This is a genomic window from Kutzneria sp. NPDC052558 (assembly GCF_044547355.1).
In the GTDB taxonomy this organism is placed as follows: domain Bacteria; phylum Actinomycetota; class Actinomycetes; order Mycobacteriales; family Pseudonocardiaceae; genus Kutzneria.
The window spans coordinates 308841-329639 of record NZ_JBIUAG010000010.1 but is presented as its reverse complement, the minus strand read 5'-3'; the positions used below and the strand labels follow the sequence as shown (position 1 = coordinate 329639).

5 protein-coding genes and 2 pseudogenes are annotated in these 20799 nt (G+C 72.0%); 4 read left to right on the top strand and 3 right to left on the bottom strand.

The annotated features are described in order from the left end of the window. The 3 genes and pseudogenes from ACIG5F_RS20490 to ACIG5F_RS20480 form a co-directional block, all read left to right on the top strand. A partial coding sequence (locus ACIG5F_RS20490) for a beta-ketoacyl reductase (protein ID WP_396519595.1) occupies positions 1-667 on the top strand: 667 nt, incomplete at its 5' end. A gap of 39 nt (positions 668-706) precedes the next feature. Continuing rightward, a pseudogene (locus ACIG5F_RS20485) lies at positions 707-10912 on the top strand (SDR family NAD(P)-dependent oxidoreductase); the annotation flags it as partial. 62 nt (positions 10913-10974) lie between these two features. After that, positions 10975-14139: pseudogene (locus ACIG5F_RS20480) on the top strand (type I polyketide synthase); the annotation flags it as partial. A 53-nt stretch (positions 14140-14192) separates the two neighbouring features. Here ACIG5F_RS20480 and ACIG5F_RS20475 read toward each other — a convergent pair. Further along, positions 14193-14744: a hypothetical protein gene (locus ACIG5F_RS20475; protein ID WP_396519593.1), complete on the bottom strand. Its 552-nt coding sequence runs from the start codon at positions 14742-14744 to the stop codon at positions 14193-14195. Positions 14745-15010: 266 nt separating this feature from the next. Between ACIG5F_RS20475 and ACIG5F_RS20470 the strand changes: the two genes are divergently transcribed. Beyond that, on the top strand, positions 15011-15841 hold the full coding sequence (locus ACIG5F_RS20470) for a transposase domain-containing protein (RefSeq protein ID WP_396519591.1): 831 nt from the start codon (positions 15011-15013) through the stop codon (positions 15839-15841). 39 nt (positions 15842-15880) lie between these two features. Here ACIG5F_RS20470 and ACIG5F_RS20465 read toward each other — a convergent pair whose 3' ends face one another. Further along, positions 15881-16798 carry a serine hydrolase domain-containing protein gene (locus tag ACIG5F_RS20465; RefSeq protein ID WP_396519589.1) on the bottom strand — a complete coding sequence of 306 codons (918 nt, stop codon included), beginning with the start codon at positions 16796-16798 and terminating at the stop codon, positions 15881-15883. Positions 16799-17132: 334 nt separating this feature from the next. Next, positions 17133-20525, bottom strand: coding sequence for a putative Ig domain-containing protein (locus ACIG5F_RS20460; protein WP_396519587.1), 3393 nt, complete (start codon positions 20523-20525; stop codon positions 17133-17135). Between the last annotated feature and the right edge of the window lie 274 nt (positions 20526-20799).

Below are 20799 nucleotides of genomic sequence, written 5' to 3'. Positions count from 1 at the left end.
CCACCACCGCCACACCCACGGACAACCCGCCACCTCACTCACCTGGGGCCTCTGGCACACCGGCATGGCCACCACCCTCACCCACACCGACCTCGGACGTATCGCGCGGACCGGCATCGTGCCCATGTCGCAGGCCCAGGCCCTCGCGCTGTTCGACGCTGCCCTCGGCCGGCCGGAACCGGTGCTGGCGCCGACCGTGTTCGACCTGTCCGGGCTGCGCGGACGCCCCGCGCTGATGCGGGAACTGCTGCCCGTCCGGGAAAGCCCGGCCAGCACCGCCGACTCGCTCACGGATCGGTTGGCCGGCCTGACATCCGAGCAGGCGCGGGCGGCGGTGAAGGACGAGGTGCGGTCCCGGATCGCGGCGGTCCTCGGGCACAAGTCGCCGGCCAGCGTCGACGACCGCACCGGCCTGCTCGATCTGGGGCTGGACTCGTTGACGGCGGTGGACCTGCGCAACCAGCTGCACGAGATCACCGGGCTGCGGCTGCCGAGCACGCTGACCTTCGACTATCCGACGCCCGGCGACCTGGCCGACCATCTGGCCGACCTGCTGTCGCCGACGGCCGAGCCGGCGCCGCCGACCGACACCGTGGGCTCGACGCTGAGCGCCACCTCCGACGACGAGCTGTTCGATTTCATCGACAACGAACTGGGTATCTCCTGACCGGTTCCGGGGGACGGACGACATCGCATGACGAGCACTGAGGACAAGCTGCGGGACTACCTGCGCCGGGTCACCGGCGACCTGCAGAAGACGCGACAGCGGCTGCACGACGTGGAGTCCCGCGCCGGCGAGCCGATCGCGATCATCGGCATGGCCTGCCGCTATCCCCACGGGGTGCGCACGCCGGAGGATCTCTGGCGGCTCGTCGACGACGGAGTCGACGCGATCTCGGAGTTCCCGGCCAACCGCGGCTGGCCGCTCGACGAGCTCTACGACCCGGACCCGGACCGGCCCGGCAAGGTCTACACCCGCTCCGGCGGCTTCCTGCACGACGCAGACCAGTTCGACGCCGCGTTCTTCGGCGTGAATCCACGCGAGGCGGCGGCGATCGACCCGCAGCAGCGGCTGCTGTTGGAAACCTCCTGGGAAGCGGTGGAACACGCCGGCATCGACCCGCTCTCGTTGCATGGCAGCCAGACCGGCGTGTTCACCGGCGTCATGTACGACGACTACGCGCTGCGCCTGCTGGGCCGCACTCCCGACGGCTTCGAGGGATACCTGGGCACCGGCAGCGCCGGCAGCGTCGCCTCCGGCCGCGTCTCCTACACGTTCGGTCTCACCGGCCCGGCGGTCAGTGTGGACACCGCCTGCTCCTCCTCCCTCGTCGCCATGCACCTCGCCGCACAAGCCCTGCGCAACGGCGAATGCGATCTCGCCCTGGCCGGCGGCGCCACCGTGATGGCCACGCCGAACACGTTCATCGAGTTCAGCCGGCAGCGCGGTCTGTCCCCGGACGGGCGGTGCAAGGCGTTCGGGGCTGGCGCGGACGGCACCGGTTGGGGCGAAGGCGTCGGCGTTCTCGTCCTGGAGCGGCTGTCCGACGCCCAGCGCCACAACCATCCGGTGCTGGCGGTGATCCGCGGTTCCGCGGTCAACCAGGACGGCCGGAGCAGTCAGTTGACCGCGCCGAACGGCCCATCGCAGCAACGGGTGATCCGCGCCGCGCTCGACGCGGCCGGACTACGACCGTCCGATGTGGACGCCGTAGAAGCCCACGGCACCGGCACCACCCTCGGCGACCCGATCGAGGCCCACGCCCTGCTGGCCACCTACGGCCAGGACCGCGACCAACCCCTATGGCTCGGCTCCATCAAATCCAACATCGGCCACACCCAGGCCGCCGCCGGCGTCGCCAGCGTGATCAAGCTGGTCGAGGCGCTTCGGCACGGAGTGCTGCCCCGGACACTGCACGTCGAACAGCCGTCACCCCAAGTGGACTGGTCGGCCGGAGCAGTGTCGCTGCTCGCCGAGCCGGTGGCTTGGCCAGCCGGGGAACGCCCCCGGCGGGCCGCGGTGTCGGGCTTCGGGGTTGGTGGCACCAACGCCCATCTCATCCTGGAGGAAGCTCCCGCACCGACGCCTTCGGCCGCCACTGACGATCCCACCGTCGCCGTGCCGCTGCTGCTGTCGGCCCGGTCCGCGACCGCACTGGCGGAGCAGGCCGCACGGCTACGCGAGTTCGTGCTGGCCAGTCCGGACGTGTCGGTCGTCGAACTGGGCCGGGCTCTGTCCACCACGCGATCGGAACTTCCCCACCGCGCGGCGGTGATCGCCGCCGACACCGAGGAGACGCTCACCGGACTGGCCGCGCTGGCCGCCGGGGAGAGCGCGGCCACCGTGGTGCCGCCGGCCGTGGCCGAGCCCGGCCCGGTGGTGTTCGTGTTTCCCGGACAGGGCTCTCAGTGGCCAGGCATGGCCCGGGACCTGCTGGAGTCGTCGCCGGTGTTCGCCGAGCAGTTGCGCGCCTGCGCCGAAGCGCTGGCGCCGCATGTGGACTGGTCGCTGCTCGACCTGATCAGCGGCACCGGTGACGCACCGCCGCTGGATCGGGTCGACGTGGTCCAGCCCGCGCTGTTCGCGGTGATGGTGTCGCTGGCCGCGTTGTGGCGTTCGCACGGCGTTCGGCCGGCCGCGGTGATCGGACACTCCCAGGGCGAGATCGCGGCGGCCTACGTGTCCGGCGCGCTGTCGCTGGCCGACGCGGCCAAGGTGGTCGCGTTGCGCAGCAAGGCGATTCGCCGGATCGCGGGCACCGGCGGCATGGCCTCGGTGGCACTGCCGGCCGACCAGGCCGCAGCGCGCGTCGGCGACGGGCTGAGTGTGGCGGCCGTCAACGGTCCACAATCGACAGTCATCTCGGGCGACGCGAATGCGCTCGCGCGGTTCGTGGCCGCCTGCAAGGCGGACGGGGTGCGGGCCCGCGTCATCCCGGTGGACTACGCGTCGCACTCGGCCGAGGTCGAGCCCTTGCGCGAACACCTGCTGGAGGTGCTGGCCGACATCGCGCCCGGTCGCGCGGAGGTGCCGTTCTTCTCCACGGTCACCGCGGGCGAACTGGACACCACTGGTCTCGATGCCGAGTACTGGTACCGGAACCTGCGGGTGACGGTCAGGTTCGCCGACACCGTCGGGCATCTGATCGAACGCGGGCACCGGCTGTTCGTCGAGACCAGTCCCCATCCGGTGTTGACGGTCAGCGTGCAGGAGTCGCTGGACGAGGCCGGGATCGGCGACACCGCACTGGCAACCGGCTCGCTGCGCCGCGACGATGGCGGCCGGCCCCGTTTCCTCACCTCGCTGGCCACCGCGCACGCGCACGGGGCGACCGTCGACTGGCGCACGGTGTTCGCCGGGGCGCCGGGACGGCACCTGGACCTGCCGACCTACCCGTTCCAGCACCGCCGGCACTGGCTCGACGCGCCGGACGCGGTCACCGACGCGGCCGACCTCGGCCTGGCCGCCACCGAACACGCCCTGCTCGGCGCCAGCACCCGGCTGGCCGACGGGGCCGGGACGCTGCTCACCGGCCGCTTGGCGGCGCGGCATCAGCCCTGGGTGGCCGAGCACAGCGTCGGCGACACCACGCTGGTCAGCGCCACCACGTTCGTCGAACTGGCGCTGCGGGCCGGCGACCAGGTCGGCAGTGACCGCGTCGAGGAGCTGCTCGTGGTGGCGCCCCTGGCGCTGCCGGCCGACGGAGTCGATCTCCAGGTCACCGTGGCCGAGTCCGACGACACGGGTCGGCGGGAGTTCGCGGTGCACGCGCGGCACGGCGAGGACTGGACCCGGCATGCCACCGGTTACCTCGCGGTCAGCACGCGGGAGCCGGCTTCGGCGGACCTGTCTGTCTGGCCGCCCGCCGGCGCGGAGCCGGTGGACCTGACCGAGTTCTATGACCGGTTGGCCATCCTCGGGGTCGGCTACGGGCCGAGCTATCGCGGCCTGCGCGCGGTGTGGCGGGTCGGCGCGGAGTTGTACGGGGAAGCGCGCCTGCCCAACGAGGTGACCACGGCCCGCCTCGGACTGCACCCCGCCCTGCTGGACTCAGCCGTTCAGGTTCTCGCCGCCGCCACCGTCAGCGAGCAGTCCGCGGTGACACTGCCGTTCGCCTGGAACGGAGTGGCGTTGCACGCGGTGGGTGCACGGGCCGTCCGGGTACGCCTGTCGCCGATCGGGCCGGACACGTTCGCCGTGACCGTCGCGGATCCGACCGGCGCCCCGGTCGCCGACGTCGAAGCCCTGACCCTGCGGCCCGTCGACCTCTCCCGGCTGGTCGTCGCCGAGCCCGCCCCGCGCGCCGCGCCGGTCGCCGTTCGGCGTACGGCCGCCACGGACGGTGAACCGTCCGGGTCGACCGACCGGCTTGCCGGTCTGGCCGACGCCGAGCGGATGACCGTGCTGCTGGACGTGGTGCGGCAGACGGCGGCGGCGGTGTTGAAACACGACGGCATCGACGAGATCGAGTCGGGTCGGTCGTTCCGCGACCTCGGCTTCGACTCGCTGACCGCCGTGGAGCTGCGCGGCCGGCTGGCCGCGGCCACCGGCCTGCGGCTGCCGGCCACGCTGGTGTTCGATCACCCCACCCCGGCCGCGCTGGCAGGCCACCTCAGCGCGCAGATCGTCGGCGGGGCGACCACCGCGCGGCCGCCGGTTCGGACGACGCCGGTCGACGAGCCGATCGCCATCGTCGGCATGGCCTGCCGCTACCCGGGCGGCGTGCGCTCGCCCGAGGACCTGTGGCAGTTGCTGATCAACGGAGTGGACGCGATCGGCGAGTTCCCCACCAACCGCGGCTGGCGGCTCGACGAGCTCTACCACCCCGATCCGGACCACCACGGCACCGTCTACACCCGCCAGGGCGGGTTCCTGCACGACGCCGACCAGTTCGACGCGGACTTCTTCGGCATCAACCCGCGGGAGGCGCTGGCCACGGACCCGCAGCAGCGGCTGCTGCTGGAGACCGCGTGGGAGGCGGTGGAACGCGCGGGCATCGACCCGACGTCGTTGCGCGGCAGCCGAACCGCCGTGTTCACCGGCGTCAACGTGAACGACTACTGGGCCCGGCTGGAGGACAACACGCCGGAGGGCTTCGAGGGCTACCTCGGCACCGGCAACGCCACCAGTGTGGCATCGGGCCGGGTCGCCTACACGTTCGGTCTGGTCGGCCCGGCTCTCACCGTGGACACCGCTTGTTCGTCCTCGGTGGTCGCGCTGCACCTGGCCGCGCAGGCACTGCGCAACGGCGAGTGCGACCTCGCGCTGGCCGGTGGCGTCACGGTGATGGCCACGCCGCATCTGTTGCTGGACTTCAGCCGGCAGCGCGGGCTGTCGCCGGACGGCCGGTGCCGCGCGTTCGCCGATTCCGCCGATGGCACCGGTTTCTCCGAGGGCGTGGGACAGCTGGTGGTGGAGCGGCTGAGCGACGCCCGGCGCAACGGCCATCCGGTGCTGGCCGTCGTCCGGGGTTCGGCCGTCAACTCCGACGGCGCCAGCAACGGCCTGACCGCGCCGAACGGCCCGTCCCAGCAGCGCGTCATCCGCGCCGCGCTCGACGCGGCCGGACTGCGACCGTCCGATGTGGACGCCGTAGAAGCCCACGGCACCGGCACCACCCTCGGCGACCCGATCGAGGCCCAGGCCCTGTTGGCCACGTACGGCCAGGACCGCGAACGGCCGCTGTTGTTGGGGTCGCTCAAGTCGAACATCGGCCACACCCAGGCCGCCGCGGCGGTGGGCGGCGTGATCAAGATGGTGCTGGCCCTGCGGCACGGGATCCTGCCCAAGACCCTGCACGTCGACACGCCGTCCGAGCGGGTGGACTGGACGGCCGGCGCGATCGACCTGCTGACCGAGCCGACCGCCTGGCCCGAGGTGGACCGGCCGAGGCGGGCCGGCGTGTCCGCGTTCGGCATCAGCGGCACCAACGCGCACGTCATCATCGAGGAACCACCGGCCGGCACGGAACGTAAGTCGTCCATTGTGGACACTCCTGTGCCGCTGGTGCTGACGGCGCGCGGGCCGCTGACCGCACAGGCGGCGGCGCTGCACGCGCACCTGGTCGCGAACCCGGCGGCCGACCTGGCCGCCATCGGCCACACCCTGGTCACCAGCCGGGCCGGCCTGCCGCGGCGTGCCGCCGTGGTCGCGGCCGACCGGGACGCGGCCCTGGCCGGCCTGCAAGCCCTCGCCGACGGGGTCACCGCCCCGAACGTCGTCGCGGGCGACGCCGGTTCGCCCGGCTCGACCGCGTTCGTGTTCACCGGGCAGGGCAGTCAACGCCCCGGCATGGGCCAGCAGCTCTACGACGCCTATCCCGTGTTCGCCACCGCCTTCGACGAGGTGTGCGCCGCCCTCGGCCTCCCCATCGCCGACGTCATCCACGACGCGGAGCGCATCAACCAGACCCAGTACACCCAGCCCGCCCTGTTTGCCCACCAAGTCGCCCTCCACCGCCTGCTCACCGCGCACGGCATCGTCCCCGACCACCTCATCGGCCATTCCATCGGCGAGATCGCCGCCGCCCACATCGCCGGCGTGCTCGATCTCGCCGACGCCGCGACCCTCGTCACCGCACGGGCACAGCTCATGCGGGAACTTCCTGCCGGCGGCGGCATGCTCGCCGTGCGGTGCGGACCGGAGCGGGTCGCGGAGCATCTGGGCGACCGGGTGTCGATCGCGGCGATCAACGGGCCGAACGCGGTGGTGCTGTCCGGGGACGCCGAGGAACTCGCCGACATCGCCGCCCGACTGACCGATGTGGACAGTCGGTGGCTGCGGGTGAGCCATGCCTTCCACTCGCCGCTGATGGAGCCGATGCTCGCCGAGTTCGCCGCGGTGGCCGCCGGACTCACCTACCACGTGCCACGCATCCCCATCGTGTCCACAGTGGACCCCGCGGCGTCGCTCGACTCGCCGGACCACTGGGTACGTCAGGTGCGGGACACCGTGCGGTTCGCGGACGGCATCCGGGCCCTCCACGCGCGGGGCGTGCGCACGTACCTCGAGATCGGGCCCGATGCCGTGCTCACTCCGCTGGTCGACGCCATCCTCGACGACAACCCGGTCCTGATCCCGACGCAGCGCGGGAACCGACCCGAGGTCGACACGTTCGTCGGCGCGGTCGCCTCGGCCCACGTCCACGGGGTGGCCGTCGACTGGGCACCGGTCTTCGGCGACCAGAACGGGGTCGACCTGCCCACCTACGCGTTCCGGCGCTCACGGTTCTGGCTGGACGCGCCGGCCGCGGTCGGCGACGCCGGCGATCTGGGCCTCGACGCGGTGCGGCATCCGTTGCTCGGCGCGGAGGTCCGGCCGGCCGACGGGAACGGGTTCCTCCTGACCGGCCGCATCTCCCTGCGCACCCACCCATGGCTGGCCGGACACGCCGTCGGCGGTGCGGTCCTGTTCCCGGGCACCGGATTCGTCGAACTGGCCCTTCAGGCCGGCCAGCGAGCAGGCTGCCACCGGATCGACGAGCTCGTGCTCGCCACGCCGCTCCTGCTGCCCGAGCACGGCGCGATCGACCTCCAGGTGGCCGTCGGCCCGGTGGACGACCAGGGTCTACGCACAGTGCGGGTGCATTCCCGGCCGCACCGCGCCGGCGACCCGCTCGACACGACACCGTGGACCACCAACGCGACGGGCCGGTTGAGCTCGACATCGGAACCCCTCGGCGAAACGTTGGACAGTTGGCCGCCGGCCGGGTCGGCCGCAGTCGACACCAGCGAGCTGTACACGGGCCTCGCGGCCGTCGGATTCCGGTACGGTCCGGCTTTCCAGGGCTTCCAGGCGGCGTGGCGGCGAGGCGACGAGGTGTTCGGCGAGGTCGCGCTGCCGGCCGACCAGCGGGCGGACGCGACCGAGTTCACCCTTCACCCGGCCCTGCTGGACGCCGCCCTGCACGGCCTCGGCCTCGGGGCTCTCGACTCCGCCTCGCTCCCGTTCTCCTGGACCGGGGTGACCCTGTGCGCGATCGGTGCGACCGCGCTACGGGTCCGCATCACCATGACGGGACCGGACACGATCGCGCTGCTGGCCACCGATCCGACCGGTGCGCCGGTCCTGATGGCGGACGCGCTGACCGTCCGGCCGCTCGACAAGGCCCAACTCGCCGCCCTCCGCCCGACCGTGCCCGAGGGGCTGCACCAGGTCGACTGGCCGGTGGTTCCGGTGGCCGACGGTCCGGCGCCGGCACGGATCCAGCTCATCGGCGGCGATCCGTTCGGGCTGGCCGAGGTGCTGCCGGCCGACCAGCTCGACGACCCGGCCGAGATCGCCGTCCTGTCGGTCGCGGGCGACCCCGAGTTGCCGATCGACACGGCGACCCACCAGCTGACCGCCCACGTCCTGGAGGCGTTGCAACGCTGGCTGGCCGACGAGCGGTTCGCCGCGAGCCGGCTGGTGGTGTTGACCCGGGACGCGGTCGGTGTGACCGGCGGGGATCCGGTGCGGGACCTGGCCGCCGCTGCGGTCCGGGGTCTGATCCGCTCCGCGCAGGCCGAGCATCCGGGCCGAATCACCTTGGTGGACATGGGAGTCCGCGAGTCCGCCGAGTCGCTGCCGGCGGCGCTGGCCGCCGACGAGCCCGTGCTGGCGATCCGCGACGGCGCGGTGCTCGCCGCCCGACTGGTCCCCCGCACGCATGACGGCCTGATCGCGCCGGCCACCGACGCGTGGCGGCTCAGCCTGAACGGCAGGGGAACCCTGGACAACCTCGCGTTCGAGGAGATCGAAGAACAGCCGCTGGGCGCAGGCCAGGTCCGGGTCGCCGTGCGCGCGGCCGGACTGAACTTCCGGGACGTGCTGTTCGCGCTGGGCATGTACCCGGGCGAGGTCCTGCTCGGCAGCGAAGGCGCCGGGGTCGTGACCGAGGTCGGTCCGGCCGTGGCCGGGTTGTCCGTCGGCGACCGGGTGTTCGGGCTGTTCCCGGGGGCGATCGGGCCGGTCGCGGCGACCGATCACCGACTGGTCGGCCGGATGCCGGACCGGTGGAGTTTCGCCCAGGCGGCGGTGGTCCCGGCGGTGTGGTTGACCGCGTACTACAGCCTCGTCGACCTGGCCGGCCTGCGTCCGGGCGAGTCGATCCTGGTGCACGCGGCCACCGGAGGCGTGGGCATGGCCGCCGTGCAGTTGGCCCGTCACCTCGGTGCGGACGTGCACGGCACGGCCAGCCCCGGCAAGTGGCCGGTGCTGCGGGAGCTGGGCTTGGCCGAGGACCGGCTCGCCTCCTCCCGGACGCTGGAGTTCGCCGAGCGGTTCGGCCACGTCGACGTCGTGCTGAACTCGCTGACCAAGGACTTCGTAGACGCATCGCTGGGGTTGCTCGGCCCCGGCGGGCGGTTCGTCGAGATGGGCAAGGCCGACATCCGCGATCCGGAGCGCGTCGCGGCCGAGCACACCGGCGTCGTCTACCGGTTCTTCGAGCTGATGGACGCCGGCCCGGACCGCATCCAGCGGATGCTGACCGAGCTGCTCGCCCTGTTCGAGAGCGGGGCGCTGCGACTGTCCCCGCACACCGCCTGGGACGTGCGCCGGTCCCCGGACGCGTTCCGTTTCCTCAGTCAGGCCAAGCACGTCGGCAAGGTGCTGCTGACCATTCCGCACGAGCTCGACCGCGACGGCACCGTGCTGGTCACCGGCGGCACCGGGTCCCTCGCCGGCGCCACCGCGCGGCATCTCGTCACCACGCACGGGGTCCGGCATCTGCTTCTGGCCAGCCGCAGCGGCCCGGCCGCCGCCGGCGCCAACCAGCTGGTGGCGGAGTTGACCGAGTTGGGCGCACGGGTCGATGTCGCGGCGGCCGATGTGTCCACAAGGGATGGTGTGGCGGGCCTGCTGGCCAGGATCGATCCCGCGCACCCGATCACCGCCGTGGTGCACACCGCGGGCGTGATCGACGACGGCGTGCTCGCCTCGCTCACGCCGGAGCGGCTCGACGCCGTGCTGCGGCCGAAGGTGGACGCGGCCTGGCACCTGCACGAACTGACCCGTCACCTCGACCTGGCCGCGTTCGTGCTGTTCTCGTCGGTGGCCGGCGTGTTCGGCGGGGCCGGGCAGGGCAACTACGCCGCGGCCAACACGTTCCTCGACGCGCTCGCCGCGCACCGCCGGTCACTCGGCCTGCCGGCGACCTCCATCGCCTGGGGCCTGTGGGCGCGCACCAGTGGCATCACTGGTCGGCTCGACCAGGCCGAGCGTGATCGCCTCCGCCGGGCCGGCCTGGTCCCGCTGGCGGACGAGCAGGCCCTGCGTCTGTTCGACGGCGCGATGGCCGCGGAGCGGGCCGAACTGGTGGCCAGTGGGCTGGATCCGACCGCGCTGCGCGATGCGGGGCCGCTGTTGCGGGGGCTGGCGGCGACCTCGGTGCGGCGCGCCGCGGAGGCGACGGTCGACGAGGACAAGCTGCGCCGCCGCCTGGCCGGGCTCACCGACGTCGAACGGGCGGCGGTGCTCGTCGACCTGGTCCGCGAGCAGGCGGCCGCCGTGCTCGGACATGCCGGCGCGCAGGCGGTCGACGCCGACCGGACGTTCAAGGAACTGGGATTCGACTCGTTGACCGCGGTCGAGCTGCGCAACCGGCTCGGCTCGGCCACCGGACTGCGGCTGACCCCGACCCTGGTCTTCGACTACCCGACCGCCGAGGCGCTGGCCGGCCAACTGGCCGCCGAGCTGGTGATCGAGCCGGCCGCGACCGGAGTCGAGGAGGCGCTGGCCGACCTCGACCGGCTGGACCGCGCACTGGCCGGAATCGGATCGGACGACGCGGCGCGCGCCGGGATCGCCGAACGGCTGCGCCTTCTGGTCACCCGGCTCGACGCCGCCCCGCCCGCGCCGGCCGGACCGGTGTCGGCCCAGGAGATCTTCGACTTCATCGACAACGAGCTCGGGCGACTGTCCGATCGGTAGGAGCGACCATGCCGGAAAACGATGCGGAGCGGGACAAACTGCTCGACTATCTGCGCCGGGCCACCGAGGATCTGCGCAGCACCCGACAACGGCTGCGAGAGCTGGAGACGGCGCGACACGAGCCGATCGCCGTCATCGGCATGGCCTGCCGGTTCCCCGGCGGCGTGCGCACGCCGGAGGACCTGTGGCGGCTGGTGACCGACGGCGTGGACGCGATCACCGAACTCCCCAAGGACCGCGGCTGGGACCTGGAAGCCCTCTACGATCCCGACCCCGACCACAGTGGCACCAGCTACACCAGATCCGGCGGGTTCCTGACCGGCGCGGACGAGTTCGACGCCGATTTCTTCGGCATCACGCCCCGCGAGGCGCTGGCCCTGGACCCGCAGCAACGGCTGCTGCTGACCACCAGCTGGGAGGCGTTGGAGCGCGCCGGCATCCCGCCGCACGCCCTGCGCGGCAGCCGAACCGGCGTCTTCGCTGGTCTCGTCGGGCAGGAGTACGTGCCGCTGTCCGCGCCGCCGCCCGCCGGCCTCGACGGATACCTGCTCACCGGCAACGCGGCCAGCGTCGCGTCCGGTCGGATCGCCTACGCCTTCGGCTTCGAGGGGCCCACGCTCACCGTGGACACGGCCTGCTCGTCATCGCTGGTCGCGCTGCACCTGGCGGTCCGGGCGCTGCGCAACGGCGAATGCGACCTGGCCCTGGCCGGCGGCACTACGGTGATGGCGAATCCGGCGCTGCTGGTGGAATTCAGCCGGCAGCGGGGTCTGTCCCCGGACGGCCGCTGCCGGGCCTTCGCCGAGGCCGCCGACGGCACCGGCTTCGCCGAGGGCGTCGGCCAACTGGTGGTGGAACGGCTCTCCGACGCGCAGCGCCACGGCCATCCGGTGCTGGCGGTGATCCGGGGCTCCGCGGTGAACGCCGACGGCGCCACCAACGGCCTGACCGCGCCGAACGGGCCGGCCCAGCAACGGGTCATCGGCGCGGCGCTGGCTGACGCCGGACTACGTCCGTCCGATGTGGACGTCGTCGAGGGGCACGGCACCGGAACCACGCTGGGTGATCCGATCGAAGCCCAGGCGCTGCTGGCGACCTATGGTCGGGACCGGCCCCGACCGCTGTTGCTGGGGTCGATCAAATCCAACATCGGCCACACCCAGGCCGCCGCCGGCGTGGCCGGCGTGATCAAACTGGTGTTGGCGATGCGGCACGGCGTCGTGCCGAAGACGCTGCACGTCGACGCGCCGTCCGGGCACGTGGACTGGACGGCCGGCGCGATCGACCTGCTGACCGAGCCGACCGCCTGGCCCGAGGTGGACCGGCCGAGGCGGGCCGCGGTGTCCTCGTTCGGGATCAGCGGCACCAACGCGCACCTCATTCTGGAACAGGCGCCGGCGGAGACGCCCGAGCAGACCGCGCGACCGGCGATCCTGCCGTGGGTGCTGTCCGCCCGCGGCGAGCAGGCCCTGCGCCGTCAAGCCGCCCGGCTGACCGAATACGTGACGGCGAATCCCGACATCCCGGTCGGCGACATCGGCGCCGCGCTCTTGACCGGACGGGCCGAGTTCACGCACCGGGCGGTGCTGGCGGCCGGGGATCGCGCCGAGGCGTTGGCCGGCCTGGCCGCGGTGGCCGATGGCGCGGCGGCGGACACCGCGGTCCGCGGCCAACCCCGGCCCGGTGCGATCGCTTTCCTGTTCACCGGCCAGGGCAGCCAACGGCTGGGGATGGGCCGCGAGCTCTATGCGAACGAACCAGTGTTCGCGCGGGCGCTGGACGAGGTGTGCGCGCAGCTGGACCCGTTCCTCGACTGCCCGATCCGCGACGTGATCTTCGCCGAGCCGGGGCACGCCGACGCCGCGCTGCTCGACCAGACCGCGTTCACCCAGGCCGCGCTGTTCGCCGTGGAAACCGCGCTGTACCGTCTGGTGCGCTCTTACGGTGTCACCCCCGACTACCTCATCGGCCACTCCATCGGCGAGCTGGCCGCGGCGCACGCGGCGGGCGTGCTCACCCTGCCCGACGCAGCCGTTCTGGTCGCGGCCCGGGGAAAGCTGATGCAGGCCGCGCCCAGCGGCGGGGCCATGGTGTCCGTTCAGGCGGCGGAGCAGGTCGTCGCGCCGTTGCTCGCCGGTCAGGAGCACCTGGTGTCCGTCGCGGCCGTCAACGGTCCGCGGTCGACCGTGGTGTCCGGGGACGCCGAGGCCGTTCGCCGACTGGTCGCCGATCTGCGCGCGCAGGGGGTGAAGGCCCGCCGGCTGCGGGTCAGTCACGCGTTCCACTCGCCGCACATGGACGGCGTGCTGGACATCTTCCGCGCGGTCGCCGGCAAACTCGCCTTCGCGCCGCCGCGGATTCCACTGGTGTCCACTGTGACCGGTGGCGTGGCCGGCGCCGGGCAGCTCACGTCGCCGGACTACTGGACCGCCCAGCTCCGCGGGGGCGTCCGCTTCCTGGACGGCATGCGCCTGCTGGAGGGACTTGGCGTGAACCGGTTCGTCGAACTCGGCCCGGACGCGACCCTGTGCGGCCTCGGCGCTCAGTGCCTCACCGGCGCGACCTCGGACCCGGTGTTCGCGCCGGTCCTGCGCCCGGACCGGCCGGAGCTCACGACCGTGGCCACGGCCCTCGGCGCGCTGCATGTGCGGGGAACCCGGGTCGACTGGCGGGCCGGGCCGGTGCGCTACCGGCTGGACCTGCCCACCTACCCGTTCGAGTCCGACCGCTACTGGCTGGACCAGTCCACGCTCGGCGTGCGGACCTCCTCGGCGGAAGGCCGATTCCTGGCCGCGCTCGACCGGCCCGACAGCGTCGAACTCGCCGACACCCTCGGCCTGGACGCGCCGTTGCGGGACGCGCTGGCGCAGCTGTGGCCCGCGCTGGCGGACTGGCGCGCCACGAATCGTGTCGAGGCACCCGTCCCACCCGAGCCCACCGACAAGTCATGGGTGCGGGACATGGTCGCCGCACCGGCCGCGGAGCAGGAGACGCTGCTGCTCGACCTGCTGCGCCGGCACGTCGCCGCGGTCCTGGGTCATCAGTCGCCGGATCGTATCGAGGGCGAGCACAGCCTGCTCGAACTGGGCTTCTCCTCGTTCACCGCGCTGGAGCTGAGCAACCGGCTCAAGACGGAGGCCGGCGTGGACCTGCCGCCGGTCGCCATCTACGACCACCCGACGCCGGCCGCGCTGGCCCGCTACCTCCGCGCCGAACTCACCGCGTGAACGCCAAGGGCGGTGGCCGGATCACCGGCCACCGCCCTTGGACACGAATCAGATCACCGGCGATAGAGCACGATCGCCGACGCGTATTCCTTATGCGGCACCACCGGCCGGAACTGCCGGAAGCCGACCGCGCCGCGGAACGGGCCCGCGACGCCCACCGCCGTAATGGTCGCCTGCTCCCCCGCGGTCAGCCGGGCGTCGTCGATGAGGCCGCCAGTGCGGATGACATTGCCGTCCCGCAACCGGATCTCCTCGCCGAAGTAGGCCACGAAACCGCCGTCCTCACGCTGATAGAGCATCTGCCCGACGCCCTTGCTCTGGCCGACCTTGTCACCCGCGGCGTCGAAGAACTCGTACGCCACCTCCGCGCGGTCGTTCACCGTCGGGCTCTCGCCGCTGAAGTCCTCGTTGTTCGACTCGTACTTCAGCAGCTTCTCGACGAGGTCGACCAGCACCAGGGAATTGGCCGGATCGGCCACCCGGGGATCGTCCTTCGCCGGCGCGAACGGTGGCACCACCAGCTTACTGATGGCGAACGAGGACAGGTCGGACAACACCGCCGTCGCCGCGGCCGGTAGCCGCAACCCGCTGGTCCGCACGGTCATCAATCGCTCCCCTTTGCTTGGTTACACGTGGCTGCCGGACGAAACGGCCGTGGGGAAAACGTAGCCCGAGTCGCTGAACCGGCCCTAAAGCTGACATTGGCCGCCCCCCGCGTCCCGTTCCGGACGGCTGAGCCGACCATGCCGATATCGCGGATGGGCTCCACCCGGGTCCAATGTCACTTGGCTTAGTTTGATCTTGGTGGTCCTGGTGTCTGGACGATGACGCTCGGGCGGCATGATCACCTGTCATAGCGCAGGATGTTGGGGTGGCTGCCGGGAACCGGCTGACGGCGATGGCGATGGCGTTGTTCGCCGATGAGGACTACGAGGAAGTCGCGGCCCGGCTGACCGACACGCTGTCCTCGTGGGGTTGCTGGGATGACGGGTGGAGTGTGCCGACCTCGGGTGGGATCACCCAGGCCCGCCAGCGGCTCGGGCACGAACCGCTGCGGGAGCTGTTCGCCCAGGTCGCGGTCCCGGTCGCGGACCACCTGACCCGCGGGGCGTTTCTGGGCCCGTGGCGGGTGATGGCCATTGACGGGTTCGAGTGGGACGCCCCGTCCAGCCAGGCCGACACCGCGGAGTTCGGGGACGCCGGCGGCGAGGACGACAAGTCGGCGTTCGCGAAAATCCGGGTGGTCACCGTCAGCGAGTGCGCCTCGCACGCGGTGGTGGACGCCGAGATCGGCGGGATCGCGGGCAAGGGCAGCCGGGAGCAGGCCCTGGCCCGCAGGATGTATCCGCGGCTGGACGCCGACTGGCTGCTGATCGCCGACCGCAACTTCTACAACTGGGCGGACTGGTGCGCCGCTGCCGACACGGGCGCGCAGTTGTTGTGGCGGGCCAAGGCGGGTCTGCGGCTGCCCCATGTCTGGTGGCCCAGATACTGGGCACAGGTCGCCATTCTAGTCACCGCCCTCGACCGAGACATAGAAGAACTGGTAGGCCTCGGACGCGAACCGATAGTCACGAAATACCTTGAGCAGAATGCCGTTGCAGCACCAGGGGTGGCTATGGCGATCAGGTGTGCGACCGAGAACGCGTTGGCCAGTTTCCGGCACGCCGACAGGGAAATCGTTCCCGTGGCCCGATGCTGACACGGGCACTCTTGGGCTTCACCCGAGGAACGCTTGCCTTTATAGGCGGGCTACGATCTCTTCGTCTATTAGGGCTGTTATAGAGGTTCGCCGGGGGACGCCCCCTTCCACGTGGGCGGTTACGGTTACCACCGCCTCCTTGTCCGGGGAGATTATGCAGAGCTGACCGTAGAGGCCTGCCATTTTGTACGTTTTTTCCCCGCGGGTGCACCAGACGCCGAGGCCGTAACTGTCCGAGAGGCGGAAGCCTTCGTCCGTTGGGTCCTGCACGGTCGGGACGGTTTCAGTCGCAATTCGCGCGCAGTATTCGGCGGGGACCAACTGGCGGCCTTCGTGGCGGCCCTCGTCGAGCAGGAGGCGGCCGAAGCGGGCCAGTTCGGACGTCCTCAGGTGCAGGGCGCTCTCCGCTACCGGATGGCCGAGGGGGCAGGTGTGCCACTGGGGGTTGTGGATGGCCAGCGGGGTGAAGAGGCGGGGCAACAGGTAGTCGCGGACGTTGGCGCCGGTCGCGGCGCGCAGGGCGCGGGCCGCTATGTACGGGCCGATGCCGGTGTACCTGAAATACGTGCCGGGCTCGTGCGCCAGCGGGGTCGCGAAGAAGTCAGCGGCTAGGTCCGGGACTACGACGGGGTCGTAAGCGGACCAGAAGTACGGGCTGCCGGACGTCATCATGAGCAAGTGCCGGAGCGTGACCTGGTCCAGGCCGGGCGCGGCAGAGCCGGCTAGCTCGGGGTAGTACTTGAGGGCGGGGTCGTCCAGGGCGAGGCGGCCTTCGGCTTCGGCGATGCCAAGCGCTACGGACGTAAAGGTCTTCGAGACCGACCGCACGTCGACTCGGTCGTCCGAGCGGAGCCTGCGTTCGACCGGCTCGGCACCGCGGCGGTAGATGTGCACTCCGTAGAGTTCCATGCCCTCGCGTTCGGCGGACCGGACCAGGGCGTCAATGAGCTCCCGCATGGCGGGGAGCCTAACGGCGGGGTCTGACACTCGCGGCTGCCTGCGCTGCGTCGCTATGCCCCCAGGGCCCCGGAGCGTCCCGTGCTTGACCGGGTTTGAGCTGTTGTGACCTGGGGGCCTGGAGTGACGAAGCCGGTCGCAGGTGGAAGCCGACGATCCGGGCGGCATCGTGCTCGTGGGTGGGCGTCACGTAGACGATGTCGGCGCACCGGGCGGCCAGCGCGAAGGCATTGGGCTCGTGCGCCTGGGAATGGATGTGACGACCAGTCGCCATGACCTGAGACACCCCGGCATGCGCCGCGCGGGCATGCCGGGGTGGCCGAGGATTGCTCGCTTATTGGCTGGGCGAACGGATCCCGAAGCGAGCCGCGGCCGCGGCGGTGGTCGCCGGCGCGGGGGCGACGTTCACGGTCAGCGTCTGCGTGATGGCGCCGGAGGCGTTGGTCGCGGTGACTACCACGTCGACGGCCCCGGCCGTCGTCGGCGTGCCGGACAGCAGCGCGGTGCCGTTGCCCTGGTCGGCGAACGTCAACCCGGCCGGCAGCGGGCCGGACTCGGTGATCGCCGGGGCGGGCACTCCGGTGGCGGTGACGGCGAACGCCCCGTTCGAGTCGACGGTGAAGTAGGCGGCGGCCGGGCTGGTGATCGCCGGCGGGCTCGGGTCCTGCACGGTGATCGTCACCGACAGCGTGGCGGTGCTGCCGGAGACGTTGGTGGCCGAGATGGTCACCGGGTAGGAGCCGGCGGCGCCGGCAGCCGGGGTGCCGGACACCGTGGCGGTGCCGTTCCCGTTGTCGGCGAACGTCAGCCCGGCCGGCAGCGGGCCGCTCTCGGTGATCGTCGCGGCCGGGTAGCCGGTGGTCGTCGCGGTGTAGGCGCCGGCCACGCCGGTCGTGAACGCCGCCGTCGTCGGGCTCGTGATCGCGGGCGCCTCCGCGTCGGTCAGGGTGAAGTTCTGCACGGCGGTGCCCGATGTCGACGTCGCCGTGATGGTGATCGGATAGCTGCCGCCGCTGCCGCCGACGGCCGTCCCGGCGATCAGCGCCGTGCCGTTGCCCTGGTCGGTGAAGGTGAGCCCGGCGGGCAGGGCGCCGGACTCGGTGAGGGCCGGCGTCGGCGAGCCGGTGGTCGCGACGGTCGTGGAGAAGGGGGCGCCGACGATCGAGGTGGCCGAGTCGCCGCTGATGACCGCCGGGGCGATGCTTTCGGTCAACGTCAGCGAGGCGCCTGCGGCCAGGTTCGTCCAGGTGGACAGCGCGCCGCCGTAGGACTCGCCGAACGCGGCGCCGTTCACCGTCGTGCCAGCCGGCGCGGTGATCGGCACGTCGACCCCGGTCCCGCCGGTGTTGGCCACCGTGACGACGCCGTTCTGCACGGACGCCGTCACCGTGCCGGCGCGCTGCGCGTCGGACCAGCCGGACTGCTGGGTGAGGATCCGCGACTCGGTGGCGTCGGTGACCGGCGCGATGGGCGCGGCGTACCAACTGTTGTACTGCGACAGCATGTTCGAGATCAGCGTCAGCAGGGTGTAGCCGTAGTCCTGCGTCACGCCGTTGACGGTCTGGGTGGCCGGCCCGATGAGGTCGGACTGGTGCGCGTAGCCGACCCGCGGGTCGTTGGCGAGCACGTGGCTGAGCATGATGTGCGATTCCGACGCCAGCACCGAGGCCTCGGTGGCCGCCGTGGTCAGGCAGGTGGTCACCGCGCTGGCGACGCACCGGCCGGTCTCGTTGGGGAACTGGGCGTCGCCGAGCGAGTGGCCGGCGGCAACGTAGAGCGTGTTGTACTCGTTCAGCTGGTCCGGCCAGTTGCTGGCGTTGTAGTAGATGTTGCTCGGATAGCGCGGGGCCGAGGCCGCGCCGCCGATCGGGTACTGGTTGGGCTGCCGGGAGGCGTCCGCGGCCAGCGTGGTGACCCCGAGGCCGGCGACGGCCGCCGGCATGTTCGGGTTCTCCAGGCCGGAGTGCTCGCCGGTGACCACGGCGCTCGGCGACCAGTTGGTGAGGCCGTTGTTGACCGCGAACGCGTCGTCGAGGCCGATCTCCTGGCCGATGCTGCCGGCGCCGCCGGCCGGCGTCCATCCCGAATTGTTGGCGCCGCCGCACGAGATGCCCGGGTCGGTCGCGGTCGGGAAGGTGGACGTGGTCGCCGGGGCGGCGCCCGGCGCGGTCGCGCCGGTGTCGGTGAACTGGTAGGCGCCGGTCGCGCCGGTGGCGTCCTCGGCGACCTGGCCGACCAGCCCGTAGCCGGTGGCGCCCGGGTCCTTCCGGTACACGTTGTAGCCCCAGAACCCGCTGCCGCCGGAGAACTTCGACTCCAGTGTGGACAGCGAGGGGCCGCCGCCGTTGGGTGCGTCGGCCCAACTCAGCGACACCGAGCCGGACGCGCCGACCGTCGCCGTGGCCGGGGTGGACGGCTCCGACTCGCCGTACGCGGTCGCCGCGGTCACCTCGTAGCTGTAGCTGCCGGCGGCCAGCGTGCCGCCGCTGCCCACGACCGGCGTGTCGACCGGCAGCGGCTGCCACACGACGCAGCCCAGGAACAGGTGCGACCAGGTGTGCGTGATCCAGTTGAACGAGGACTGGTTGGCCAGCAACGCGTTGACCAGGCCGGAGCTGTTGGGGGCGGCGGCGTCGACCGTGAGGCCCGGCTGGGTGTAGGTCGTCCCGTTCACCGTCGTGCTGCCTGTGCAGTTGGCGTTCGACGCGGCCGTGGCGCTCGGCGCGGTGCACGCCCCGACGCCGTTGAAGGCGAACTCCAGCGTGATGCCCGTCTGCTTCTCCCAGTTCGCCACATAGGCCACATCGGCCGCGGTCATCTGGGAGTCCGGCGGCCCGGCGGCCGGATTGCCCTGCGCCGAGGTCGGGCAGCCGACGTCCACCGGCTCGGTGGCGGCGGGCGTGCACTGGAGCTCGGAGCTCCACTCGTTGTCGGCGATGAACAGGTCGTCGACGTCCTCGCCGAAGTAGTTCCGGTACAGGCCCAGGTGCAGGCCCTGGGTGACCCAGTTGACCAGGCCCGGGGCCAGCAGCAGCCACTGCGTCTGGCTGGCGTTGTAGTCGAAGGTCAGCGCCAGCTCGGAGACGTTGGCCTGCCGGTCGGCGGCGGGATGCTGGTACACGCCGGCGAGCACGTTGCCGGCGGAGTTCTCCAGCCACGGCGTGAACGGCGCGCCGGCGACCGCGGTCGCGGGATAACCGTAGGTGCCGGCGTCCATCGGCACCGGGCCCTTCAGCTCGGGCAGCTGATCGCGGCCGGCCGCGGTCAGCTGGGCGGTCGTGTTGTCCAACGTGCCCCCGGGGCCGGCCGTCACGCCGAGCGCCGGCGACGGGTACATGTAGCCGTCCACCTGCCGGACGCCGAACGCCGCCTCGTAGTCGTACAGCGTGTCCAGCGCGCCGGCGGCGAAGTTGGTCGGCGAGTCGGCGATCACCACGCCGTTGAAGTGGCCCTCGGCGCCGGTGGACAGCGCGGGCAGGCTCACCGTTTGGCTGCCCGCGGCCCCGCTCACCGTGGCCGTCGTGTACGCGACGCCCTCTCCGCTCAGCGCGGACTGCCACGCCGCGGTGGTCGGGTCGGACGCCCCGGCCCCGATCAACAGCACGTTCAGGTCCAGGCGGGAGGGTGTGGCCGCCGCCGCGGGGGCGGCGGCGCACAAGGCCGTCAACAATGCGCCGACGGCGCCGACCGCGACGACACCGATGGATCGACGAACCAGTCCGCTCACGTAAGAACCCCTTTCAGGGGCGGCACGGCAGAAGGAGGATGCCAGACTCGGCGATCCCTTTATACCGCATCGAGGGGACGGCGCAACGGCTCCGATTGACATTAACACCGACACACCGGCCACGCCCTTTTTATCCAACTCGCCCGAGCTGTCGAAGTCGATAGGAAAGATTCTTTCCAAAGGGGGTTACCAAAATGCGCGACAAAGCACAAGTTGGACCAACGCGCCTATTCCCGCGCGACCACCCCGAGCAGGAAACATACCCCATTCGGGG